Below are 21,055 nucleotides of genomic sequence, written 5' to 3'. Positions count from 1 at the left end.
CTCCGCTCACCTGTATGCTCGTGTGCAGTTTTTTGTTGCGCAAGCAGCGCACACGAGACCGCGGGTGCAGCGCGCACCCGGCATTCCCTGCTCCCTCTGTTTTGAAGAGGGACAACGAGATTGCAAAGCTCGGGCAGATGATGTCGCGAGAACGTAGCCGCACACTCACCCGTCATCATCCGCGAAGGCGGATGATCCAGTATTCCAGAGGCCGCAGTGATTGAACCGAGAAGCCGCGGCGTACTGGATCCCCGCCTTCGCGGGGATGACGACTTCGGGATGGCGCTACAGTTGCGCCCGCCAACGCCTAGCGCGTATGCCCCCAGGCCTCGTCCCAGTCATTGCCGTTGGCGTCCCGCACGCGGCCGTCGGCTTCGAAGAACTTGTTGGGCACCTGGAAGATCGCGAGCATCAATCCGCCTTGCGGACACCAGGCGACATGGCGGCTGCCGGCCTCGCGCCAGATGAATTCGCCGGCCTTGCACTCGATGCCTTCCGCCGGGCCTTCCTTGTCGACCAGCGAGCCTTCCAGCACATAAGTCTGCTCGATATTGACGTGCTCATGGTCGGGCAGGACCGCGCCCGGCGCAAAGCGCATCAAGGCGGTCATCAGGCCGGTGGTGCGGTCGAACAAAAGCGTCTTGGCTTCGCAGCCGGGAAAACGCGTCTTCTGCCATTCCATCTCGGTGGGGCGCACGAGATGCGAGTGGGTATCGGCGGTGGCGTGAGCCTTTGGCGTCACGGCGTCCATGGCGGTTCTCCCTGCGGTGTTATTTTTGCGCAGTCTAGCAGGGATGAGGGGCTGCGCCAGCCTCTAGCGCAGACCCTCGTACACCATGAAACCGCGGGCGATCGCGAGCTTTCGCAGTGCGCGCGGCACGATCCGTTGCGGCTGGTGGATATAGCGATAGGAGGTCAGCCGGAAATCGCGGAGCAGGGCGGCATCGCCTTCGAACGGCGCCAGCACGCCGGTCAGGCTGACCGGTGCATGCGCGCGGGTGTTGAACGGCAGCAAGAGCAGTTCCAGATGCGCTGTCGAGCCATCCTGCGATGTCGCGCTGATGCCGGCGATTGCGGGCAGCATTTCTTCCGCGACCACGCAGACAATGTCCTCGATCTCGCGGCGGCCGCCGGCTGCGAACAGCCCGGTAAAGCCGACGTCCTTGAGATCGCGGCCGAGCAGGGCGCAGACCCGCGTTCCCGCGACGCGGAAGGGAAAGCTGGCCTCATGGTCGTAGGACAGCACAAAAATGTCGCCGAGCAGCTCGCGCACGGCGGACGGCTCGATCTCGCTGCGGTCCGGGGCCCGCGCGTTGCCCCGCTTCTTGTCCCAATAGGCGAAAAACCCGCGGCTCGATGGATGTTTCATACGCTACGCCTTGCCCCGACCCGCACCTGCCGGGACAGTTCTGTCCCGCTTTCGCGCAAGCGCCTTCCCGTCGTTGTTGTGCAGAAGGGACGTTGCAGCGTCCATGCCGCAGGCGCGCTTTCGGGCCGGAAGCTTCGACTTTGCGGTGTTAAGGTAAATTTAACTATGGGCTTGGCGGCGGACGCGCGGCTGCTAGTGTCTGGCCCGTCGCCGGTTGTCTCCAGGTTGCCGGCGAAGTTGATACAGGTGGCGTCAAACAGTTTGGTCATCGCGCGGGGAGGGGTGGGGATCGCCCCCCGGGAGCGCGAGAAGATCAGCGGAACAAGGGCGGGTGTTCTCAGCACCCGCCCTTTGTCGTTTTTGTGCACTTGCACAGGCTACCCAAAGCCGCCTATCTGGACTCGTCAGGCGCAGAACGCTGCCGCGCGAGGTCAAAATCCCCTTGGAAGGCTCGGAATACCAACAGCAATCGCCGCCCGAGGCGCCGCACGAGCCGATGCTGACGCTGCCCGGCGCGCTGACCGCCTATATCGCGCTGCTGGCGGTCGTCCATCTGCGAGTGCTGTTGCCGCCGGAAGTCGACAACTGGATCATCGACGTCTTCGCCTTCATTCCCAAGCGCTACGATTCGACGCTGCTTCAGATCCATTTTCCGGGCGGAGCCGGCGCCAAGGTCTGGACCTTCGTCACCTATTCGCTGCTGCATGCCAATCTCAGCCATCTCGGCTTCAATGTGCTGTGGCTGTTGCCGTTCGGCAGCGCGCTGGCGCGGCGCTTTGGCCCGATGCGGTTTTTTGTCTTCATGGCGGTGACGGCGGCGGCGGGCGCACTCGCCCATCTGGTCACCCACGAGCACGCGATCGCGCCGATGATCGGGGCGTCAGCCTCGGTGTCGGGCACCATGGCGGCGGCGCTGCGCTTTGCCTTCGTGCAAGGCAGTTTCCTCTCGTTCCGGCGCGGCGATGCGGAGGCCGCGGCAAGGGTGCCGGCGCTGTCCTTGCTGGGCTCGCTACGCAACACCCGCGTGCTCGGCTTTCTCGCAGTGTGGTTCGGCATCAACATCATCTTCGGCATGGGCTCGATCGCGATCGGCGCCGACGGCCAGAGTGTCGCTTGGCAGGCGCATATCGGCGGTTTCCTGGCAGGATTGCTGCTGTTTTCGCTGTTCGACCCGATCCCGCGCGCCCCGCGCCATGCCGCGGATGCATCGTCATGGGACGAACAGGGCCGCGTCTGATCGTCGCTTGCGGCGCAGCGCGATTTCAGCGATCATCCCCTGGTTGCCGTGACGCAAGCAATACAGCGCAGTTGCGAAAAGCTGCCGTGTTTGTTCCGCCCCGGACGGAAACGAAACCGCCGTGGACCTGTTGATTGAAGGCTCGCGAATAGAGGTCGCGCCCTTTTTGGACGCGATCGGTTCAGGAGGCGACAATGACGGTACGAGCAATTCTCGATTCCAAAGGCCATCAGATCGCCAGCGTGCCGCCGGACGCAAAACTGTCGGCTGCGATCAAGGTGTTGGGCGAGCGCAGGATCGGCGCCGTGCTGGTGATGGACCAGGGCCGCATGGAAGGCATCCTGTCGGAGCGCGACATCGTGCGCGTGCTCGGCGAGCGCGGCGCGGCGGTGCTGGATGAGCCGGTCAGCAAGGTGATGACGCGCAAGGTCGTCAGTTGCCGGCAGTCCGACACCGTCAGCGCCATCATGGAGATGATGACGCTCGGCAAATTCCGTCACCTGCCCGTGGTGGAGGAGGGCAAGGTGGTCGGACTGATCTCCATCGGCGACATCGTCAAGAGCCGCGTGCAGGAATACGAGCGAGAGCAGGAAGCGCTGCGCGAGTACATCAAGACGGCTTAGAGCATGATCCGGACCCGGAGGGCCGCGTTAGCGCAAAGTGGGCACCGGTTTTCCCTCGCGACAAACGCGTAGCGTTTGCGCGGAGATCATGCTCAAATAGAAAGAGTCATTCCTTCTCCGCCTTGTCGGCGGCGCCGTTCGCGGGCGGCACCAGGATGTGAATGGCTTCCTGGATCGAATCGATCGCCCGTTCAGCGGCGCGCATGCCGTGCGTGATCAGATCGTCGGCGCGGTGGAAATCGAACCAGCCGACCTGGCCGACCCGGGGCGTGATCAGCATGTCAGGCGGATCGCCCGCCAGTCTCGCGCGCGTAATGCGGTCCTGCATGATGTTGAAGGCGTCGACCATGATCGATGAGATCCCGGGCCGTCCGGCGCTGCCGAAAAACTCCCGCTTCACGGTGCGCTCGGCCGAAAACAGCCCGCCAAAACGGCGCTTTGGCGGTGCTACCGGTTCAGGCGCGGGCTCCTGTGCGATGGTCGCCGCGACGGCCGCGGAGGGGCCGTGGGAATAGACGGTGGTGCCATGCGCGAACACGTCGCTGGAGACGTTGGCCGCGATCACGATCTCGGCGCCAAAGGCGCGCGCCGCCGATACCGGCACCGGGTTGACCAGCGCGCCGTCGACCAGCCAGCGGTCGCCGACCAGGACCGGCGAAAAAATTCCCGGCAGCGCGTAGGAGGCGCGCATCGCCTCCACCAGCCGGCCGTGAGTCAGCCAGATCTCATGCCCGGTGCGAACTTCGGTCGCCACCGTGCCGTACTTGATCGGCAAATCCTCGATCAGGATTTGCCCCATCGCGGCCTCGAGCTCGGCCGCAAGTTTGGCGCCGCCGATCAGGCCGCTGCCATTGAGACGGATGTCGAGATAGCCGAGGATGTTGCGCGGCTGGAGGCTGCGGGCCCAATCCTCCAGTGCGTCGAGATGGCCCGCCGCATAGGCGCCGCCGACCACCGCGCCGATCGAGGTGCCGACCACGATGTTGGGCACGATGCCGTGGGCAACCAGCGCCTTGATGATTCCGATATGGGCAAAGCCGCGCGCGGCGCCGCCGCCGAGCGCAAGCCCGATCACCGGCCGCCGGACGGTGCCAAGTCCAACCTTGCCGTCTTCCTGGGCGTCGTTCTGACCGCGGCTCATCCAGCTATTCAGCACCAGATTTCTCCTGCTCGGGCAACATTACGCATAGCCGCTCCGCCCCGCCACCTCAGCGCGGATGCATGGTTTATGCCCGATGGAATCGGTTGGACCGGGGGTAAGAAGGGAGGGACGCAAGTCGAGGGCACTTCGATCGGCACATCCGGGGCAGCCTATTTTGACTAAGATTGGGGCATTCGCGGGTTTCCAAAGACCTGATTTAGCCGTCTCACGCAGGCTTGAATTTGCCGCGTTTTCGGTGAAAAGCATGCCCATGGGTTTGACGGGCGACGGGTCAGGCGGGTGCGGGCGGGGCAGGTGGTCTCTTCCGGCGCTGGCGCTTGTCCTGATTTTGGCCGGATTGTTGCCGGCTTCCGTTTCGGCCCAGATGTTTTCCGACCGTCCGCCGCCGGTGCCGCCGGCCTCGGTTCCCGACGCGCCGCCGGGTGGACCGGCGATGAATCTGGCGCCGCCCTCCGGTCCGGGAGCCGGACCGGGGCTACCGCCGACCCTGACCCAGCCGACGCTGAGCCCGCCGATCCTGGCGCAGCCGACGCTCACCCAGCCATCGCCGCTGGCCAACACGCCCCCGGCTGCGCCGCCGCCGGCTGCCGCGGCGCCGGGGCAGGCCGTGTTGGCGCTGACCGCGCGCTACGCCAAGGACGGGCCGCCCATCGGTAACGGACTGGTCTGGCGCGTGTTCGCGGACAAGCCGGACGAAAACGGCACCTTCAAGCTGATCCGAGAGGAGCGCGGCGCAACGCCGAACATCGTGCTGCCGCCCGGCAGTTACGTGGTGCATGTCGCGCTCGGCCTCGTCAGCGCCACGCGCGCGGTGACGCTGAAATCCGAAACCGACCGCGAGTCGTTCGTGCTGCCGGCCGGCGGGCTTCGCATCGAAGGCCGGGTCGGCACCAGCAAGATCCCGCCGAACCAGATTTCGTTCGCGATCTACAAGGGCAGCCAGTTCGAATCCGGCGAACGTTCGTCACTGCTCCCGAACGTCGCCGGCGGCGACGTCGCGCTGCTGCCGGAAGGCATCTACTACATCGTGTCGAACTACGGCGATGCCAATTCCGTGGTACGCTCCGACATCCGCGTCCAGGCCGGCAAGCTGACGGACGTCGTCATCACCCATCGCGCCGCGGTCATCACGCTGAAGCTTGTCTCCGATCGCGGCGGCGAGGCGCTCGCCAATACCGCATGGTCGGTGATCACGCCGGGCGGCGACGTCATCAAGGAATCGATCGGCGCCTTCCCGCGTGTGGTGCTGTCCGAAGGCGAATACCGCGCGATTGCCAAGAATGAAGGCAAGGTGTTTGAGCGCCCGTTCAACGTCGTCAACGGTGTCGACGGCGAAGTCGAGGTGGTTGCGCGTTGACATAGCGTTTTCGAGCGAAGTGGGTACCGGTTCGCGTAAAGAAAACGCGTCAAACATAAAGGCAGTTGCGAAACTCGCAGTGTTCAACACTGTCATAGTCCCTAAAGCGCACTAACCATCGCGCGACTTTAAACTGTCATAATCGCCGGAACGGCGTACCACCCCGGCAATTTTTACAGGGCCTTAAGCCGCAACGCATTGGATGCCGCGGGCGTGAGCGTTGCGTTGCGGGGAAAGCCAATGAATTTGGCCAAGAAGGCGTCGAAGAATTCGTCAACCAAATCCAGTCTCGAAATGTTCGGCGACGTTCCGGTCCTGCGGCGCAAATGGCAGGCGGCGCTGAAGCCGGGTGACCGTCTGCCGCGCTATGAAGACGTCATGCTGGGCAGCCTTGGCCGCCTTGCCGACCACATCGGGCTGTTGAAGGACACCGATGGAGCGCTCGGCGTCTCGCGCACCGGCCGCTATTTCCAGCAATGGATCAATGACGAGCGCTGGGACATTCCCTTGAGCGCGTTGCCGCCGGATTGCGCCACCGCGATCGGGGAAGCTGCCGCCAACGCGCTCGCCAACAGCCGGCCCTATGTTGCGACGGCCCATTGCGTGCGCAACGGGCTGGTGCGGACCTATGACGTGCTGGCGCTGCCGACGCAGTCGCGCTGGGGCGGCACGCTGGTCGGCGCCTATGTCAACGAGCGCGACGCGCAATACAATCTGCTCGATACGATCTTCTCCGCGACCGACGACGGCGTGCTGTCGCTGGCGGCGATCCGGGACGCCGCGGGTACGCCGTTCGATTTCCAGATCGTCCACCTCAACGAGGGCGCGGCCCGGCTGGTCCAGCAGCCTGCCGCTGGCCTGATGTGGCGCCGTCTCAGCGCCGGCGGCAACGTGCTGGCGACGTCCGACGTGATCGACCGTCTGCGCGAAGTCGTCGTCAGCGGCAAGGGCGGGCAATTCGAGGTCGATTGTGAGGACCGCAGCCTCAAGGTCGGGGCCACCGCCTTCGGCGACATGCTCTCGCTGACGGTTTCCGATGTCACCGCGCTCAAGCGGCGCGAGGCCTCGTTCCGCCTGCTGTTCGACAACAACCCGATGCCGATGTGGGTGTTCGATGCGCAGACGACGGAATTCCTCGGCGTCAACGATGCCGCGGTCCAGCATTACGGCTACAGCCGGGACACCTTCCTGCGCATGAAACTGCAAGAAATCTGGCCGGAGGACGAATGGGTCACCCACGGCAAGGCGCTTCAGCAGGTTGGCGATGTCTATAATTCCCACCGCGACTGGCGGCACATCAAGGCCGATGGCAGCGAGATCCACGTGCTGACAGTCGGGCGTCGCGTCGCGTTCGACGGCCGTGACGGCTATCTAGTGGCCGTGGTCGACATCACCGAGCGCCGCAAGGCCGAGGCGCGGATTGCGCATATGGCGCATCACGACGGCCTGACCAATTTGCCGAACCGCGATTTCTATCAGGATCGACTGCGCGAAGCGCTGGAGCGCAGTGCGCCCGCCAACAAGCGGGTTGCGGTGCTGTGCGTCGATCTCGACCTGTTCAAGAACGTCAACGATTCCTTCGGTCATCCGATGGGCGACCGCCTCCTCAAGGTGGTGGCCGAGCGGCTCAAGGCCGAGGTCCGCGGCGATAACCTCGCGGCGCGCCTCGGCGGCGACGAGTTCGCGGTGGTGCTCGCGGCCGATGTCTCGCCGAACGAGGCGAGCGACTTTGCCGACCGGCTGATCAAGACCTTGAGCGCGCACTACGACATCGACGGCGTCGAAGTCATCGTCGGCGCCAGCATCGGCATCGCGCTCTCGCCCGGCGACGGCACGACGGCGGAGGAGTTGATGCGCAATGCCGACATGGCGCTGTACCGCGCCAAGTCGGACGGCGGCGGCGTGCACCGCTTCTTCGAGCGCGAGATGGACCGGCAGGCCCAGAAGCGCCGCGACATGGAAATGGACCTGCGTCGCGCTTTCGCCAATGGCGAATTCGAGCTGCATTACCAGCCGCTGGTCGACATCGCCGCCGAGCGCGTCAGCGGCTTTGAATCGCTGCTGCGCTGGCGTCACCCCGACAAGGGCATGATCTCGCCCGCCGAGTTCATCCCGGTCGCCGAGGACATCGGACTGATCGTGGCGCTCGGTGAATGGGTGCTGCGCGAGGCCTGCACCGAGGCTGCGAAATGGCCTGATGGCATCAAGGTGGCCGTCAACCTCTCGCCAGTGCAGTTCCGCAGCCGCAATCTGGTCCAGGCCGTCATTTCGGCGCTGGCGCATTCCGGCCTGTCACCGCGGCGGCTCGAGCTCGAGATCACCGAGTCGGTGTTTTTGGCGGAGACCGAAGCCAATGTCGCGACGCTGCATCAGCTCCGCGAGCTCGGCGTCAGCATCTCGATGGACGATTTCGGCACCGGCTATTCCAGCCTGAGCTACCTGCGCAGCTTTCCCTTCGACAAGATCAAGATCGACCGTTCCTTCGTCAAGGATCTGGCGGAGCGCACCGATTGCGTTGCGATCGTGCGCGCCATCTCCGGCCTTGGCCGCAGCCTCAATATCACCACCACGGCCGAAGGCGTCGAGACCACCGACCAGCTCGACTGGCTGCGCGCCGAAGGCTGCAACGAAGTGCAGGGCTTTCTGTTCAGCGCGGCAAAACCGGCCGGCGAGATCGAGGCGCTGCTCACGAAATTCGGCCAGCGCCAGTCGAAGGCGGCGTAACGTCTCCCTGCCGTTCCCGCCAAGCCAGCGGGTCGCGCCAATGCCTGCCCGATGACAGATTTCCGCTCACTTCCGGACGACCACGGTAGCGACTTGTTAATCTCCTGTCGCGTAGGTCTGGGCGTTTGACGTCGTATCCCGCGGCTGCGCATGATGCGGGCTCATGATCCGCTTGGCAGCCTGCGGCCTGGAGAGCGTGATGTTACATGCGCCCGCTTTTTCCCTGGTCCTCTTCAGCTGGCTTAGAGAGATCGGGGAGATATTGCTGCTGATAGGGTTGAGCGGCGAAGTTGCTATTCTGGTTTTCAAGATTTCAAAAGGCGCCTGGGAGCGAAGACTGGCGGTCACATTTGCCGTTTTCGTCCTGGCTGGCGTCGCTCTGGCATATTGGGCCGATAGCCCGAGGACGATCGGCCCCGCATCCCAACAACGGCTAGCCGATGCCCTCAAGGAGTTTCCTGGCACTCCGTTCAATTTCTCGGTCAACCTTGACCCTGAAGCTGTTGCCTTGATGGGCGATATCGGGAAGGCGCTTCATGCCGCCGGCTGGAAGAGACAGGCAGTTGCAAGCGGCTCTGGATATGTCCCGCCAGGAGAGCCTGCGGCCGGTTTCGCCGTGTTCAAGGGGTTCGAAGTGGAGATCGCCGACTCGCGACAGTCGGATTGGGGAGCGGCTGGCAAGCCAGCCAACGTTCTTTTGCGCGCCCTGCGGAATGAGGGATTGACCGTCTTCGCGAAACAGATTCCGGACAATGAAGCAAGCGCCAATGCGATCCATATCAAGATCGGAGCCAAGCCATGACGAAACATTGGTTAGCTGAAATCGAAGGCGACCTCGGGATGAGGAGCTAGAACCGTGTCACGATATCGGACAGTGCCGGGCGAGGGCGGTCTTCGCTAGGCTTGGTAACGTTGCCGATATGGATGAGGCCAACGAGCTTTTCGTCCGGCTTCAGGCCGAAACCATCCAGCACGTCGCGGTCGAAGACGAACCATCCGGTCAGCCAGCAGGCGCCGTAGCCGAGCGCAGTCGCCGCGGTCACGATATTCATCGCGCTCGCGCCTGCGGAAAGTTCCTGCTCCCACGGCGGGACCTTGGGATGCGGCTTTGTAAAACTGACGACGCCGATCACCAGCGGTGCATCGGTGAGGCGGCGCTTTTCGACCTCGATGTCGGAGGCGGGTGCGCCCGGGTTCTTCTTCGCAAACACCGTTGCAATCACCTCGCCGGCGCGGACGCGCGCATCGCCCTCGAACACGATGAAGCGCCAGGGCACCAGCTTGCCGTGGTCGGGCACCCGCGCGCCGATCGTGAGGATGGTGTCCAGGTCGGCGGGCGAGGGGCCGGGACCCGTCATCTCGCGCGGCTTCATCGAGCGGCGGGTCTTCAGGAGTTCAATCGCGTCAGGCATGGAAATTCCGTGGTTTCGCTGGCTTTGCAGCAGATATCTGCATCCGTAAGGCGATAGCAAGGTCGGCGCGTTTAGGACGTCTCCAGACTATCCACATCCAGCTACGGTGACGCCTGCTTCCTGCGAGCCGCCGCCGGCGCGGCAGGTAGGCCCGGCATGCAGTTGATGCTGCCGATGGTGTTGGGACCGTACTGGACGAAGCCGGTCGACGTGGTCGGCGAATGCGGCGCCGAGATCGGCAGGTAGAGATAACAGATCGTCCCATCGACGGGATCGCGCAACCGCTGGATCACGGTGTCCTGCAACGGGCCCGCGAACTGCCGCTCCAGAATCATCTTCGGCAGCTTCGCCCAATCGCCGGACGGCTGGAACTGCTGTTGCGGCGGCTGGGCCGGTGCCTGCTGGGCGCGGGCAGGGCCGGCCCAGATTGTCGCGATCAACGCCGCCGGCCCGGCGCATCGGAAGGCGGCAACAAGCATGTCGGTCATCGTATCCTGAACTCGAAGCATTCGCGCTTCTAACCAAATCAGAACTCGACCGCCATCCCCGCCCGGCCGATATGCTCGGCTCCGCCGCCGTTGGAATAGCTGCCATACACGACGGTCGGCAGGCTGAGATTCAGCCGGTGCGACACGCCGATACCGACGCCGGTTTCGCCGCGGTAATAGCCGCTGTTCACGGCAACCGTGGTCTTGCCGGGGGCCGACGGCATCAGCACGGGCGCCACGGCGACGGCGGCGACGATGCCGCGCCGGGCTTCGCGCTGATTGTCGAAAATCTGGTTCTGCAGGCCGCCGATCTGTGACTGGAATCCTGCGACGGTCGACTGCAATTGCCCGACATTGACCGCGTCCGTTTGGTTGATGCCCGCCGCGACATTGGTTAGCCGCCGCTCGTTGCCGCTGGAGCCGAACGAGACCGTATTGGCGACGGTGTTGGTCGAGCCCGAACCGATCGCTACAGAATTGGCGGCGGTGGCCGACGCGCTGGTGCCAAGCGCGGCCGCATTGTTACCGGTCGCCACCGCACCGTCGCCGAAGGCGGCGCCGCCATTGGCGGCCGAAGCAGCCGCACCGATGGCGACCGAACCCGTGGCGACGGCGCCGGTGCCGATCGCGATGGCGTTGGTGCCCGTAGAGGCAGAGTTCAGGCCGATGGCGATGGCGCCCGACTGGGTCGCCTGCGAATTGCCGCCGATCGCGATTGCATCGGTGCCGGAGGCATTGGCGGTGGTGCCGCTGCTGTTCACCTTCATGTATTGCGAGGTCTGCGCCATGCCGGCGACGGTGGAACTCAGGGTGGCGATATTGCTGGTGTTGGCGGTGACTTGCCCATTGAGCGCTGCGATGTCGCTGGTATTGGAGGCGACCTGTCCGCTCAAATTGGCGACGGCCTGGTTGGTGGCATAGAGCTGGCTGCCATTGACGGCATCGGTGCTGGTCGCGGTGAGGGCGCCGGCGGCGACACCGGTGACGGTGCGGTTGCCCGCGGTACCTGCCATGTTCACGACCGTGCCGTCGGTGCCGGCGCCAACGGTGATCGCACGGGTCGTGCTGTTCTGCTGTACGAGACCGATCGAGCCGTTATTCACCTGGTTCTGCAGGTTGGCGATATCGTTGGTATTTGCCGTCACGGTTGTGTTGATCGAGCCGAGCGCAGTGTTCACCGCGCCGAAAGCGCTGCCGACATTGTTGTAAGCCACGCCCTGGATCGTATAGCTCGGCGCGACGATCTGGCCGCCGGCGTCGAGCGTGGTGCCGAACGCGGCGGCCACCCGCTGGTTGGCGGTGTAGAGCTGGCTGCCGTTGACGCCGTCGGTGGAGCTCGAAGTGATATTTCCGGCGGCGAGATTGACAAGCTTGCGCTCGTTGCCGGCCGAGCCGATCGATACGGTGTTGGCGACGTTGGCAAGCGAATTTGCACCGATCGCCACCGAATTCGTGGCTGTGGCAAGCGCACCACTGCCGAACGCCGATGCGAAACTACCGGTGGCGCGGGCGGCGGCCCCGTAGGCGGAAGTGTTTGTTGAACTGGCCTGAGCATTGGTGCCGAAGGCAGCCGAGTATTGGCCGCTCGCGATGCTGGAGTAGCCATACGCCGAACCTTGCAGGCCGTGCGCCGCTGCGCCTTCGCCGACGGCGGTCGAGTTGTCGCCGAAAGCCTGGGCAACATGTCCGACTGCAACACCCCCGACGCGCGCCTGGCTGCCATCGCCGAGCGCGACCGAACTGTCCGAAGTGGCAACGGTGTTGGAGCCGATCGCCACACTGGCGGCGCCATTTGCGCGCGCATTGTAACCGACTGCCGTGCTGTAGGCTTGCGTTGCCTGGCTTGACCGCCCGAGTGCGGTCGAGGAGTCTCCGCCGGCGTACGAACCGTAGCCCACCGCCGTTGCGTCAACCGCGATGGCGCGACTCAGCCCGCCGATGCCGACGGCATGGTCGGCCGAGACCTGGGCGTCGTAACCGAACGCGGCGGCGTTGGTGCCGTTGGCTTTCGCCAGCGTGCCGACCGCGGCGGCTCCGGACTGGCCGGCAGCGGTGCCACCGGCCTGTGCATTCGCGCCGATCGCAAGCGTCGCGGCATTGCCGAAGCTGCCGCCCGAATCCGCATTGAGACCGACGGCGATGCTGCTGGTGCCGGCCGCATGGGCAGTGAAGCCAAAGGCGATGCCGTTATTGGCATTCGCGCCGATCTGCGCGCCGCTGCCGATGGCAATGCCGTTGTAGGCCGCGGCATCGACGAAGGCGGCATTGCCGGCGCCGCTCGACGCGGCACCGCCGATCGCGATCGAATTGGCGGCATTGGCCTGCGCGTTCTGGCCGGTGGCAACGGCATAATCGCCGCCGGCGAGCGCTTGGGTGCCGAAGGCCGATCCGCCCACTGCCGTCGAGACCGCATTGTATCCGAACACCGATCCCTGGAAAGCCGCGCTGCTGAGGACACCGAACGCCGACGCCGCGCCTCCGCTGGCCGTGCTGGCGGCACCGAACGCGGATGACAGGTCGGCGCTGGCCGTGCTGCCGGCGCCGAAGGCCGACGACTGCGCGCCGCTTGCATTGCTCGAGGCGCCAAACGCCGAAGCCTGGAAATTAGATGCGGCACTGCCGGTGCCGAAGGCCGAGGCCTGATTGCCGCTGGCGTTGGCATTGGCGCCGACCGCGGTGCTGCTGATCGCGGTGGCGTCGCTGCCCGCACCGATGGCGACCGCATTGGTTTGGGTGGCGTTGCTCTGGAACCCGACCGCGACGGCACCGGAAACGGTAGCGCTCGCCTGTGTGCCGAAGGCCGAGCTGTTGGTACCCGTGGCCGCGGCCTGATCGCCGCATGCAAATGCGCCGCTGGCACCGACCGTGGCGCCTCCCGAGGATTGGTCGCAAGTGGCTTGCGCCCGTGCAACACCGGGAACCGCGATCACCGCCGCGAGGATGGCTGCCGCAACGCATGAAACCGCAGCAAGCTTCATCAATGGCGTAAAAGTTCCCGCTGCTGGTTTCTGACTCGTCTGACCGCGCGTCACCTCGATCCCCCATGTTTGGGGCATATGTCCGAGAGGCTTGCGCGTGGTGCAATTGTGGAAATTTGGGTGGATTGTTAACACATCGGGTGAACTGTACGTGCTCCGTAAAGTGCCTGCTCTTGAAGTGATGTCCGACCGGACACCGAACTATTCTCCTGCTGCCATCGCACAATTGCGCAGCCACCCGCAGTTTCCGCGCGCGGTGCGCGAGGCCATGCGCGCCGTAATCCCTATGTATCGTGCCGACCGCCTGCTCAATGCGCTGATGAGCGATCGTGCGCGCTCGGTGTTCGCGCATATCGCACTGCTGCTCCACTACAGCGGTTTGAACCGGGGTGAGGCCGGCCTGACGGTCGGCGCGATGAAGGACATCTGCGTCCAGCTCGATCTGTGCAGCCGCGGTCGCTGCGAGGCCATGCTGGCCTTGATGCGGGCCGGGGGCTTCTTTGTCGGCGGACAGAGTTCCGATCGCCGTCGCCGCCCGCTGGAGCCGACAGAAAAGCTGTTCGCGCTGCATCGCGAACGCTGGGGCAGCCATTACGAGGCGATGCGGAACGTGATGGCGCGCGCGGATTTCTGGCGCACGGCGATCGGCGACGATCCCGATTTCCTGAAGGAGCTCGTGCTCGCGCTCGGCGAGAAATACATCGCCGGCTTTCGACTGCTCGACAGCGAGCCGAGCCTCGGGCCGTTTACGGAACGCAACGCGGGGATGCTGATCCTGTTCAGTCTCGCATTGGCGGGACGAGAGGAGGGGCCCTTGCCGGTGAACGAGCCGGTAACGCTTTCGATAAACGCGCTCGCAACAACCTTCTCGGTTTCGCGCAAGCATGTGCTGACGCTGCTGCGCGACGCCGAGGCGGAGCAATTGCTCGTGCGGGGCGGGGCGGCAAATAACGAGGTCACCATGCTGCCGCGCGGCTGCGACGGGCTGGAAATCTTTTGGGCGAGGCTGTTCCTCTACTTCGCCGAGGGCGCCGAGCAGGCCGAGCGCGCGCTGGCACGCGCACGCCCGGCGATATTGTTGTCAGAGAATTAGACCGCGCCGCGCGCCCGCTTCACGTCCGGCGGCGTCGCCTCATCGACCAGAGCCGCGATCGCCTCATCGGTCGGCATCACCTTCTGCCCATCGCTGCCGAGGCGGCGGATCGAGACTGAATGGGTCTCGGCTTCCTTCTTGCCGACCACCAGCAACGCCGGGATTTTTGCCAGCGAGTGCTCGCGGACCTTGTAGTTGATCTTTTCGTTGCGCAGGTCGATCTCGACGCGCAGGCCGGCGCGGCGCGCCGCGGCCGCCACCACCTTCGCGTATTCATCGCCCTCCGAGGTGATGGTCGTCACCACCACCTGCACCGGCGCGAGCCAGAGCGGGAAATTGCCGGCAAAATGCTCGATCAAAATGCCGATGAAGCGTTCCATCGAGCCGCAGATCGCGCGATGCACCATGACAGGCGCTTTCTTGCTGCCGTCGGCATCGATGTAGAACGCGCCAAATCGCTCCGGCAGGTTGAAGTCGACCTGCGTGGTGCCGCATTGCCAGTCGCGGCCGATGGCGTCGCGCAGCACGTATTCGAACTTTGGCCCGTAGAACGCGCCTTCGCCCGGGTTGATCGCGGTCTTGATCTGGTTGCTCTGCGACTGGATCTGGCTCAGCACGGTCGCCATCACGCGCTCGGCGTGATCCCACATCGCATCGGTGCCGACGCGCTTCTCCGGCCGCGTCGACAGTTTTACCGTCAATTCGCCGGTGAAGCCGAAATCGGCATAGGTCGACAGGATCAACTCGTTGATCTTGAGACACTCGTCGGCAAGCTGCTCTTCCGTGCAGAACACATGCGCATCGTCCTGGGTAAAACCGCGCACCCGCATCAGGCCGTGCATCGCGCCTGACGGCTCGTAGCGGTGCACCACGCCGAATTCGGCAAGCCGAAAGGGCAGGTCGCGGTAGCTCTTCAAGCCATGCTTGAAGATCTGCACATGGCCCGGGCAGTTCATCGGCTTGAGCGCAAACCAGCGCTTGTCCTCGGCCTCATCGCCGGCCGACTGGGCCGCGAACATGTTTTCGCGGTACCAGTCCCAGTGACCCGACGTCTCCCACAGCACCTTGTCGAGGATCTGCGGCGCGTTGACCTCGCTGTAGTCGCCGGTCAGCCGCCGGCGCATATAGGCGATCAACTGCTGGAAGATGGTCCAGCCCTTGGGGTGCCAGAACACCACGCCCGGGCCTTCCTCCTGGAAGTGGAACAGGTCGAGCTCGCGGCCGAGCTTGCGATGGTCGCGCTTTTCGGCTTCCTCGATCTGTTTCAGGTAAGCGTCCAGCTCTTCCTGTTTCGCGAACGCCGTGCCGTAGATGCGCGTCAGCATCGGGTTATTGGAATCGCCGCGCCAATAGGCTCCCGCCACCTTCATCAGCTTGAACGCGTTGCCGACCTTGCCGGTCGAGGTCATGTGCGGCCCGCGGCAGAGATCGAACCAGTCGCCCTGAAAATAGATCTTGATCGGCTCGTCGCCTGGAATGGCGTCGACCAGTTCGACCTTGAAGGCCTCGCCCTTGTCGCGGAACACCTGCTTGGTCTTCTCGCGGTCCCACACTTCCTTGGTGAAGGGCTGATCGCGCGCGATGATCTCGCGCATCTTCTTCTCGATCGCGGCAAAATCTTCCGGCGTGAACGGCTCGTTGCGGAAGAAGTCGTAATAGAAGCCGTTCTCGATCACGGGACCGATGGTGACCTGGGTGCCCGGCCACAGCGATTGCACCGCTTCCGCCAGCACATGTGCGGCGTCATGCCGGATCAGCTCGAGCGCGCGCGCATCGTCGCGGGCGATGAACTCGAGCTTGGCATCGGCCTCGATCGGGTCGGTGAGATCGGCCACGGTGCCGTCCAGCGCCATCGCCACGGTGCGCTTGGCGAGCGAGGGCGAAATGCCCTTGGCGATGTCGAGGCCGGTGGTGCTTTTGGGGAATTCGCGCCTGGCGCCGTCGGGGAAAGTGATCGTGATCTTCTGCACGGGCTCGACGGGCTTGAGATTCGTGAGGGAGTATTTGAAGTCGCTCATTCTGGTCTCCTGAGGCTCACTCCTGCGAACGAACGCAGGTAAGCGGGAACCGAAGCGGTATAGCAGGCGATTCGGACGTTGCAATCGCTCGGTGTTCAAAAATTGGCGGTTTTCCGGCAGCGTCCCTACAGGCGATATGGGGCCGATATTAGCGCCTTCGCGTTGAAGCCCGGTGTCATGCACATGTTGTAACTCAAGGACACCAAGGTAAAATTCCGCACCTCCTTTTGCCCCGGCATGGACTTGCCGCAATCGTCTTGTTAGCGTTTTGGCCGGTCGCAACCGCTTGGGTTTCCATGCACTGGCGCGTCATTCTCCTTGCCATCCTCATCCTTTCCGGCGGGTCGGCCTCGGCTGCCGTACCGAAGGCGCGGCCGGCGCCGCCCAAGGCGGCAGCGCCGCCGATGGCGTTTTACGTCGTCAAGGGCGCGCCGGACGCCTGCGGGCGCGGCTGCGATAGCTGGATCGCGGTCGAAGGGCAGGTGGATTCGGCCGCCGCATTGCGTTTCAAAAAATTCCTCGCACGGACCGGCAATCGCAGCCTGCCGCTCTATTTCAATTCGCCCGGCGGCAATCTCGACCAGGCGCTCGCGATGGGCGCGATGCTGCGCGAACGGCGCGCGGTGGCCCGGGTCGCACACACGGTGGTGAAAGAGTGTGGCTTCGAGGCGCAGGACAGCGAGGCCTGCATCAAGCTGAAGCTCTCGGGCCGAGAGCTGCACGGCGATCTCTTCACCCGCGGCGCGACCTGCAACTCGGCGTGCCCTTATCTCATGCTGGGGGCGACCACGCGCGAGATCGCAGCCGATGCGCTGCTGGCGGTGCATTCGCCAAAGGTGATCGTGTATTTCCGCGGCGTTGGCGTGCCGACCGCCGAGATGCGGGCGGCCGCGGCGCAGCGCGGCGCCGAGCGTGCCGACCGCATGCTGGCGAGCTATATTGTGAAAATGGGCGCCGATATCGGCCTGCTGCAACTCGCGCGCACCATCAAATTCGAGAGCATGCATGTGCTGACGCGCGATGAGATCGTGCGCTTCGGCATCGACCGCCGCGAATTCGTCGAGACCGGATGGACCTTTGAGAGCAGCGGCCGCAGCATGGCGCGCAAGGCGGTCGTCGAGCGCAACGAGGCCGACAGGTCCTGGCGCACCTCGCACTGGCGGATTGTCTGCTTCAATGCCGACCAGTTCGAGCTCGACTTCCAGCGTCCGGCCGTGAGCGGCTCGGTGTTTCCGGCGCTGGCGGTCTCGAACGCTGCCTCGGCGGCGCGCTATTTCAAATCGCCGCCCGCAAGATTGCTGGGATTCGAGATCTGGGGCTTGCGCCTGAACAAGGAGGAAATCCTGTCGCTGATGTCGAGTGGGCAATTCAGCTTCACCGAAATGTCGCAGGCCGCGGGCGCCAGGCAGCTCGCTCGCACGGCGACGCTTTCCAATGACGGGCTCGGCCGTGCGCTGAACTCCCTGATCGAAACCTGTCCGCCGCCGAAAAGCGCTCCTGCGCGGCAGACCATTGGCGTGAGCGAAGCGGCGCCGAAATAATCGCCGGCCGCGCTCTTTCCTTATCCGACGGGGCGGCTTACATGCGGCTGCATGCAAAATCCACCCGCCGCCCGCCGCTTCGCTCCCACTGCATTGATGCTCGGAAATGTCGTCACCGGATGCTCGGTGGTCGGCCCCGCGGGGATGCTGAAGGAATTGTCCGACGGGCTCGGCGTCAGCATCAGCACCGCCGGGCTGCTCATCACCTTCGGCGCGATCGTGTTGTGCGTGGGCTCGCCGGTTACGGCGTGGCTGACCAGCCGGATCGAGCGGCGCAGGCTGCTGGCGGCGACGCTGGCCGTGCTGGCGCTCACCAATATCGCGTCGGCCTTTGCACCGGATTACGGCAGCCTGCTTGCTATTCGTATGTTTATGCTCGCGGTTGGCGTGATCTACACGCCGCAGGCCGCCGGCACCGGGGCGCTGATCGTGCCGGAGCGAAAGCGCGGCTCGACCATCGCCTATATCTTTCTCGGCTGGTCGCTGGCCGCGGCGATCGGCCTGCCGCTCATCACCTTCATGGCCAGCCGCTATGGCTGGCGTGCGGCCTATGGCGGCATCGGCGTCCTCGGATTCGTGAGTTTCCTGCTGCTGATATGGCGGCTGCCGGGCGGCTTGTTTGCATCGCCGGTCGATCTGAAGACCTGGACCACCGTCGCGCGCAACCGGATGATCTTGCTGCTGCTGCTGATCACGACGCTACAGATGTCCGGCCAGTTCGTCATCTTCACCTTCATGGGGCCGCTGCTTGCAAAACTCACGGGCGCCGGCGCCGATGCGATCGCGCTGGTGTTTTCGCTCTATGGCGCATTCGGTTTCGTCGGCGTCGCCATTGCCACCCAAATTGTCGATTCCTGGGGGCCTTACCGCACCTCGGTGCTGTTCACGGGGCTGCTGTTCGCAGGTGTCGCCGGATGGGCGCTCAGCGCCGGCATCTATGCCTTGATGGCCTGCTCGGTCGTGATCTGGGGACTGGGGTTCGCCTCGACCAATTCGATGCAGCAGGTGCGCCTGGTCGCCGCCGCGCCGCCGCTGGCGTCGGCCTCGGTGTCGCTCAACACTTCCGTGCTCTATATCGGGCAGGCCATCGGTTCGGCCATCGGCGGCGCCTTGTACGCGCACGGCCTGCTGCATGAGGCCGGCTTCGTCGCCATGGCCTTTGTCGCGCTGGCATTTGCGACCGTGATCCTGCTGACCCGGCCGCGGCGGGCCGCCGGGTAGGGCGTGGGGCGCCTTGCCGCAAATTTCTGCGCCGCATCGTGACAAGTCTTCGCCAATAAGCCTTAATCGAGAGCATATTCGGCCCACACGCCGCCTTGATTTAGAAGACCCGAGAACGAAAGCGAATGGAGATGAAAAAGATCCTGGTGATTGTCGCGGTGTTGTATTCGGCCGCCGCCGTCGCGCAGAGCAACCCGCCCGCCGACCCGCCGATGGTCGGCGACAAGCCGCTGGTCCAGGTCAAGCCGAAAGGCACGGCGACCGCGGCCAAATCCAAAGCGGCGCCGGAGAAACCGAAGTCGATGGCGCAGAAGCTACAGGCCTGCCTCGAAATCGACGACGGCAGCAAGGAACGGCTTAGCTGCTACGACGCGGTGATCGCGCCGAAGCCGAAGGCCAAGCAGAATGCCAAGGCGGGGACGGCAAAATCGGTCACGGAGTGCAGCGGTCTCAAGGAAGAAGACGAGCGGCTGGCCTGCTTCAACGGCTTTGTCGAAAAACTGCCGAAGCTGCCGTCGTAAGGGCGCACCCAACTCGCTCCCCGGCGCGCGCGCAACGTGCCTCGAATGATGCAGCGCGACAGCCGAGCCGTCGCCCTTTGCGGCATCGCCGCAAGGCTTGACAGCCATTCTGCGTGCCCGCCACTATCGGATTTTCCCGAACGACAAGGAGGTCTCCATGCAACTGACTTCCGCGCGTAAATGGATTGTTGCCGGCGTTGCCGCGGGCGTATTGGCGGCGAGCTCGGTGATCGCGCAACAACAGCAGGCTCCCGCACGAGGAAATCACGACTGGGCGCCGAAAGTGGCGGCGGGCAAGCATCACAGTCTCGCCGCGACGCTCGACACCGTACAGTGGGGCTGGCTCGATCCCAAGGAGAAACCGAGACTGACCGTGGATTCCGGCGACACGGTTTCCATCGAAACCATGATGCATTCCCACGACAAGGTTCAGCCGGGCATGACGATCGAGCAGGCCGTCGACCTGCGCAAAGCCAATCCCGGCGGCGGTCCGCATTCCATGACCGGACCGATCTACGTCAACGGCGCTGAGCCGGGCGACGTGCTCGAAGTCCGTATTCTCCGCATCGAGCCGAAGCCGTGGGCGGTCAACTTCAACCTGCCGGGCAAGGATTTTCCGACCATCGGGGCGCTCGCAAGCGAAATGCCTGACGGTTACATCAAGTTCTTTCCGATCGACCTTGAGAAGCGAACCGTCGAGTTCAAGCCGGGGATCACCATCGACCTGCAACCGTTCCCGGGCACGCTCGCGGTTGGTATCGATCCCGACGATCCGTCCCCGCGCAAGGGCGGCGTAAAGGACGACAAGATGGCGCCGGTTTCGACGCTTCGTCCGTGGAAAAACGGCTCCAACATGGACATCAACGAGCTCCAGGAAGGCTCGACGCTCTATGTCCCGGTTTTCCTGAAGGGCGGGCTGATCTGGATGGGGGATTCGCATTGCCGCCAGGGCAACGGCGAGGTCAACCTGACGGCGCTGGAGTGCTCCTACAAGGACATCAGGATCCAGCCGATCGTTCGCAAGGACATGAAGCTGAACTGGCCGTTCGTCGAGACCAGGACGCACTGGATCGCGGTCGGGCTGAACGAAGACCTCAACGTCGCCATGACCAATGCGGTGCGCGAGGCCGTCGACTGGCTTTCCACCCAGAAGTTCGTGCCGATGAGCCGCTATGAGGCCTATGGTCTGGTCTCTATGGTCGGCGACTGCCGGGTCTCGCAGATCGTGGACGTCCGCAAGGGCGTGCACTGCATGATACCGAAGTCGATCTTCACCAACCTGCCGCGAACTTGAGACGCGTCTTTCTTGCG

Annotated in this window: 17 protein-coding genes; 10 read left to right on the top strand and 7 right to left on the bottom strand. The window is 64.4% G+C overall.

Annotation, left to right across the window (positions count from 1 at the left end; translation table 11 throughout):
- Nucleotides 1-307 precede the first annotated feature (307 nt).
- Complete coding sequence (locus JQ628_RS22315; RefSeq protein WP_212225366.1) at nt 308-751, bottom strand: cupin domain-containing protein; 444 nt, start codon at nt 749-751, stop codon at nt 308-310.
- 63 nt (nt 752-814) lie between these two features.
- A complete protein-coding gene (locus JQ628_RS22310) occupies nt 815-1,369 on the bottom strand; it encodes a PAS domain-containing protein (protein WP_212225363.1) in 555 nt (184 codons plus the stop codon).
- Nucleotides 1,370-1,865: 496 nt separating this feature from the next.
- Between JQ628_RS22310 and JQ628_RS22305 the strand changes: the two genes are divergently transcribed.
- Together JQ628_RS22305 and JQ628_RS22300 are read left to right on the top strand one after the other, a co-directional pair.
- Nucleotides 1,866-2,606 (top strand): rhomboid family intramembrane serine protease, encoded by a 741-nt coding sequence (locus JQ628_RS22305; protein WP_212225390.1) that lies wholly within the window; start codon nt 1,866-1,868, stop codon nt 2,604-2,606.
- Nucleotides 2,607-2,800: 194 nt separating this feature from the next.
- A complete protein-coding gene (locus tag JQ628_RS22300) occupies nt 2,801-3,229 on the top strand; it encodes a CBS domain-containing protein (RefSeq protein ID WP_212225361.1) in 429 nt (142 codons plus the stop codon).
- Between the two features lie 106 nt (nt 3,230-3,335).
- On the opposite strand, the gene JQ628_RS22295 is transcribed toward JQ628_RS22300, so the two are convergent.
- Nucleotides 3,336-4,370, bottom strand: coding sequence for a patatin-like phospholipase family protein (locus JQ628_RS22295; RefSeq protein ID WP_212225389.1), 1,035 nt, complete (start codon nt 4,368-4,370; stop codon nt 3,336-3,338).
- A 271-nt stretch (nt 4,371-4,641) separates the two neighbouring features.
- On the opposite strand from JQ628_RS22295, the gene JQ628_RS22290 reads away from it, so the two are divergent.
- The 3 genes from JQ628_RS22290 (at nt 4,642) to JQ628_RS22280 (ending at nt 9,274) form a co-directional block, all read left to right on the top strand.
- On the top strand, nt 4,642-5,748 hold the full coding sequence (locus JQ628_RS22290; RefSeq protein ID WP_212225388.1) for a hypothetical protein: 1,107 nt from the start codon (nt 4,642-4,644) through the stop codon (nt 5,746-5,748).
- 240 nt (nt 5,749-5,988) lie between these two features.
- Complete coding sequence (locus JQ628_RS22285) at nt 5,989-8,472, top strand: putative bifunctional diguanylate cyclase/phosphodiesterase (protein WP_212225359.1); 2,484 nt, start codon at nt 5,989-5,991, stop codon at nt 8,470-8,472.
- A 163-nt stretch (nt 8,473-8,635) separates the two neighbouring features.
- Complete coding sequence (locus JQ628_RS22280; RefSeq protein WP_212225357.1) at nt 8,636-9,274, top strand: hypothetical protein; 639 nt, start codon at nt 8,636-8,638, stop codon at nt 9,272-9,274.
- Nucleotides 9,275-9,320: 46 nt separating this feature from the next.
- Here JQ628_RS22280 and JQ628_RS22275 read toward each other — a convergent pair whose 3' ends face one another.
- The 3 genes from JQ628_RS22275 to JQ628_RS22265 form a co-directional block, all read right to left on the bottom strand.
- Entirely contained in the window at nt 9,321-9,884 is a 564-nt protein-coding gene (locus JQ628_RS22275; RefSeq protein WP_212225355.1) for a nitroreductase family protein, read from the bottom strand.
- A gap of 101 nt (nt 9,885-9,985) precedes the next feature.
- Nucleotides 9,986-10,372, bottom strand: coding sequence for a hypothetical protein (locus tag JQ628_RS22270; protein ID WP_212225353.1), 387 nt, complete (start codon nt 10,370-10,372; stop codon nt 9,986-9,988).
- Nucleotides 10,373-10,410: 38 nt separating this feature from the next.
- Nucleotides 10,411-13,350: a hypothetical protein gene (locus JQ628_RS22265; RefSeq protein WP_212225352.1), complete on the bottom strand. Its 2,940-nt coding sequence runs from the start codon at nt 13,348-13,350 to the stop codon at nt 10,411-10,413.
- Between the two features lie 97 nt (nt 13,351-13,447).
- Here JQ628_RS22265 and JQ628_RS22260 point away from each other — a divergent pair, with 97 nt between their 5' ends.
- A complete protein-coding gene (locus tag JQ628_RS22260) occupies nt 13,448-14,443 on the top strand; it encodes a hypothetical protein (protein WP_349628104.1) in 996 nt (331 codons plus the stop codon).
- Here the strand turns inward: JQ628_RS22260 and thrS are convergent.
- Nucleotides 14,440-16,461, bottom strand: coding sequence for a threonine--tRNA ligase (gene thrS, locus JQ628_RS22255; protein ID WP_212225350.1), 2,022 nt, complete (start codon nt 16,459-16,461; stop codon nt 14,440-14,442). The genes JQ628_RS22260 and thrS overlap by 4 nt on opposite strands.
- Nucleotides 16,462-16,757: 296 nt before the next feature.
- On the opposite strand from thrS, the gene JQ628_RS22250 reads away from it, so the two are divergent.
- The 4 genes from JQ628_RS22250 to JQ628_RS22235 all read left to right on the top strand — a co-directional run bounded on the left by JQ628_RS22250 (nt 16,758) and on the right by JQ628_RS22235 (nt 21,038).
- Nucleotides 16,758-18,002, top strand: coding sequence for a hypothetical protein (locus JQ628_RS22250; RefSeq protein ID WP_212225348.1), 1,245 nt, complete (start codon nt 16,758-16,760; stop codon nt 18,000-18,002).
- Nucleotides 18,003-18,053: 51 nt separating this feature from the next.
- Complete coding sequence (locus JQ628_RS22245; RefSeq protein ID WP_212225346.1) at nt 18,054-19,223, top strand: MFS transporter; 1,170 nt, start codon at nt 18,054-18,056, stop codon at nt 19,221-19,223.
- A 131-nt stretch (nt 19,224-19,354) separates the two neighbouring features.
- A complete protein-coding gene (locus JQ628_RS22240) occupies nt 19,355-19,744 on the top strand; it encodes a hypothetical protein (protein WP_212225386.1) in 390 nt (129 codons plus the stop codon).
- A 157-nt stretch (nt 19,745-19,901) separates the two neighbouring features.
- A complete protein-coding gene (locus JQ628_RS22235) occupies nt 19,902-21,038 on the top strand; it encodes an acetamidase/formamidase family protein (RefSeq protein ID WP_212225344.1) in 1,137 nt (378 codons plus the stop codon).
- The last annotated feature ends 17 nt before the right edge of the window (nt 21,039-21,055 follow it).

The organism is Bradyrhizobium lablabi (assembly GCF_018129385.1).
GTDB lineage: Bacteria > Pseudomonadota > Alphaproteobacteria > Rhizobiales > Xanthobacteraceae > Bradyrhizobium > Bradyrhizobium lablabi_C.
Note: the sequence above shows the minus strand (reverse complement) of the source record. Positions and strands in the feature narration are given on the sequence as shown.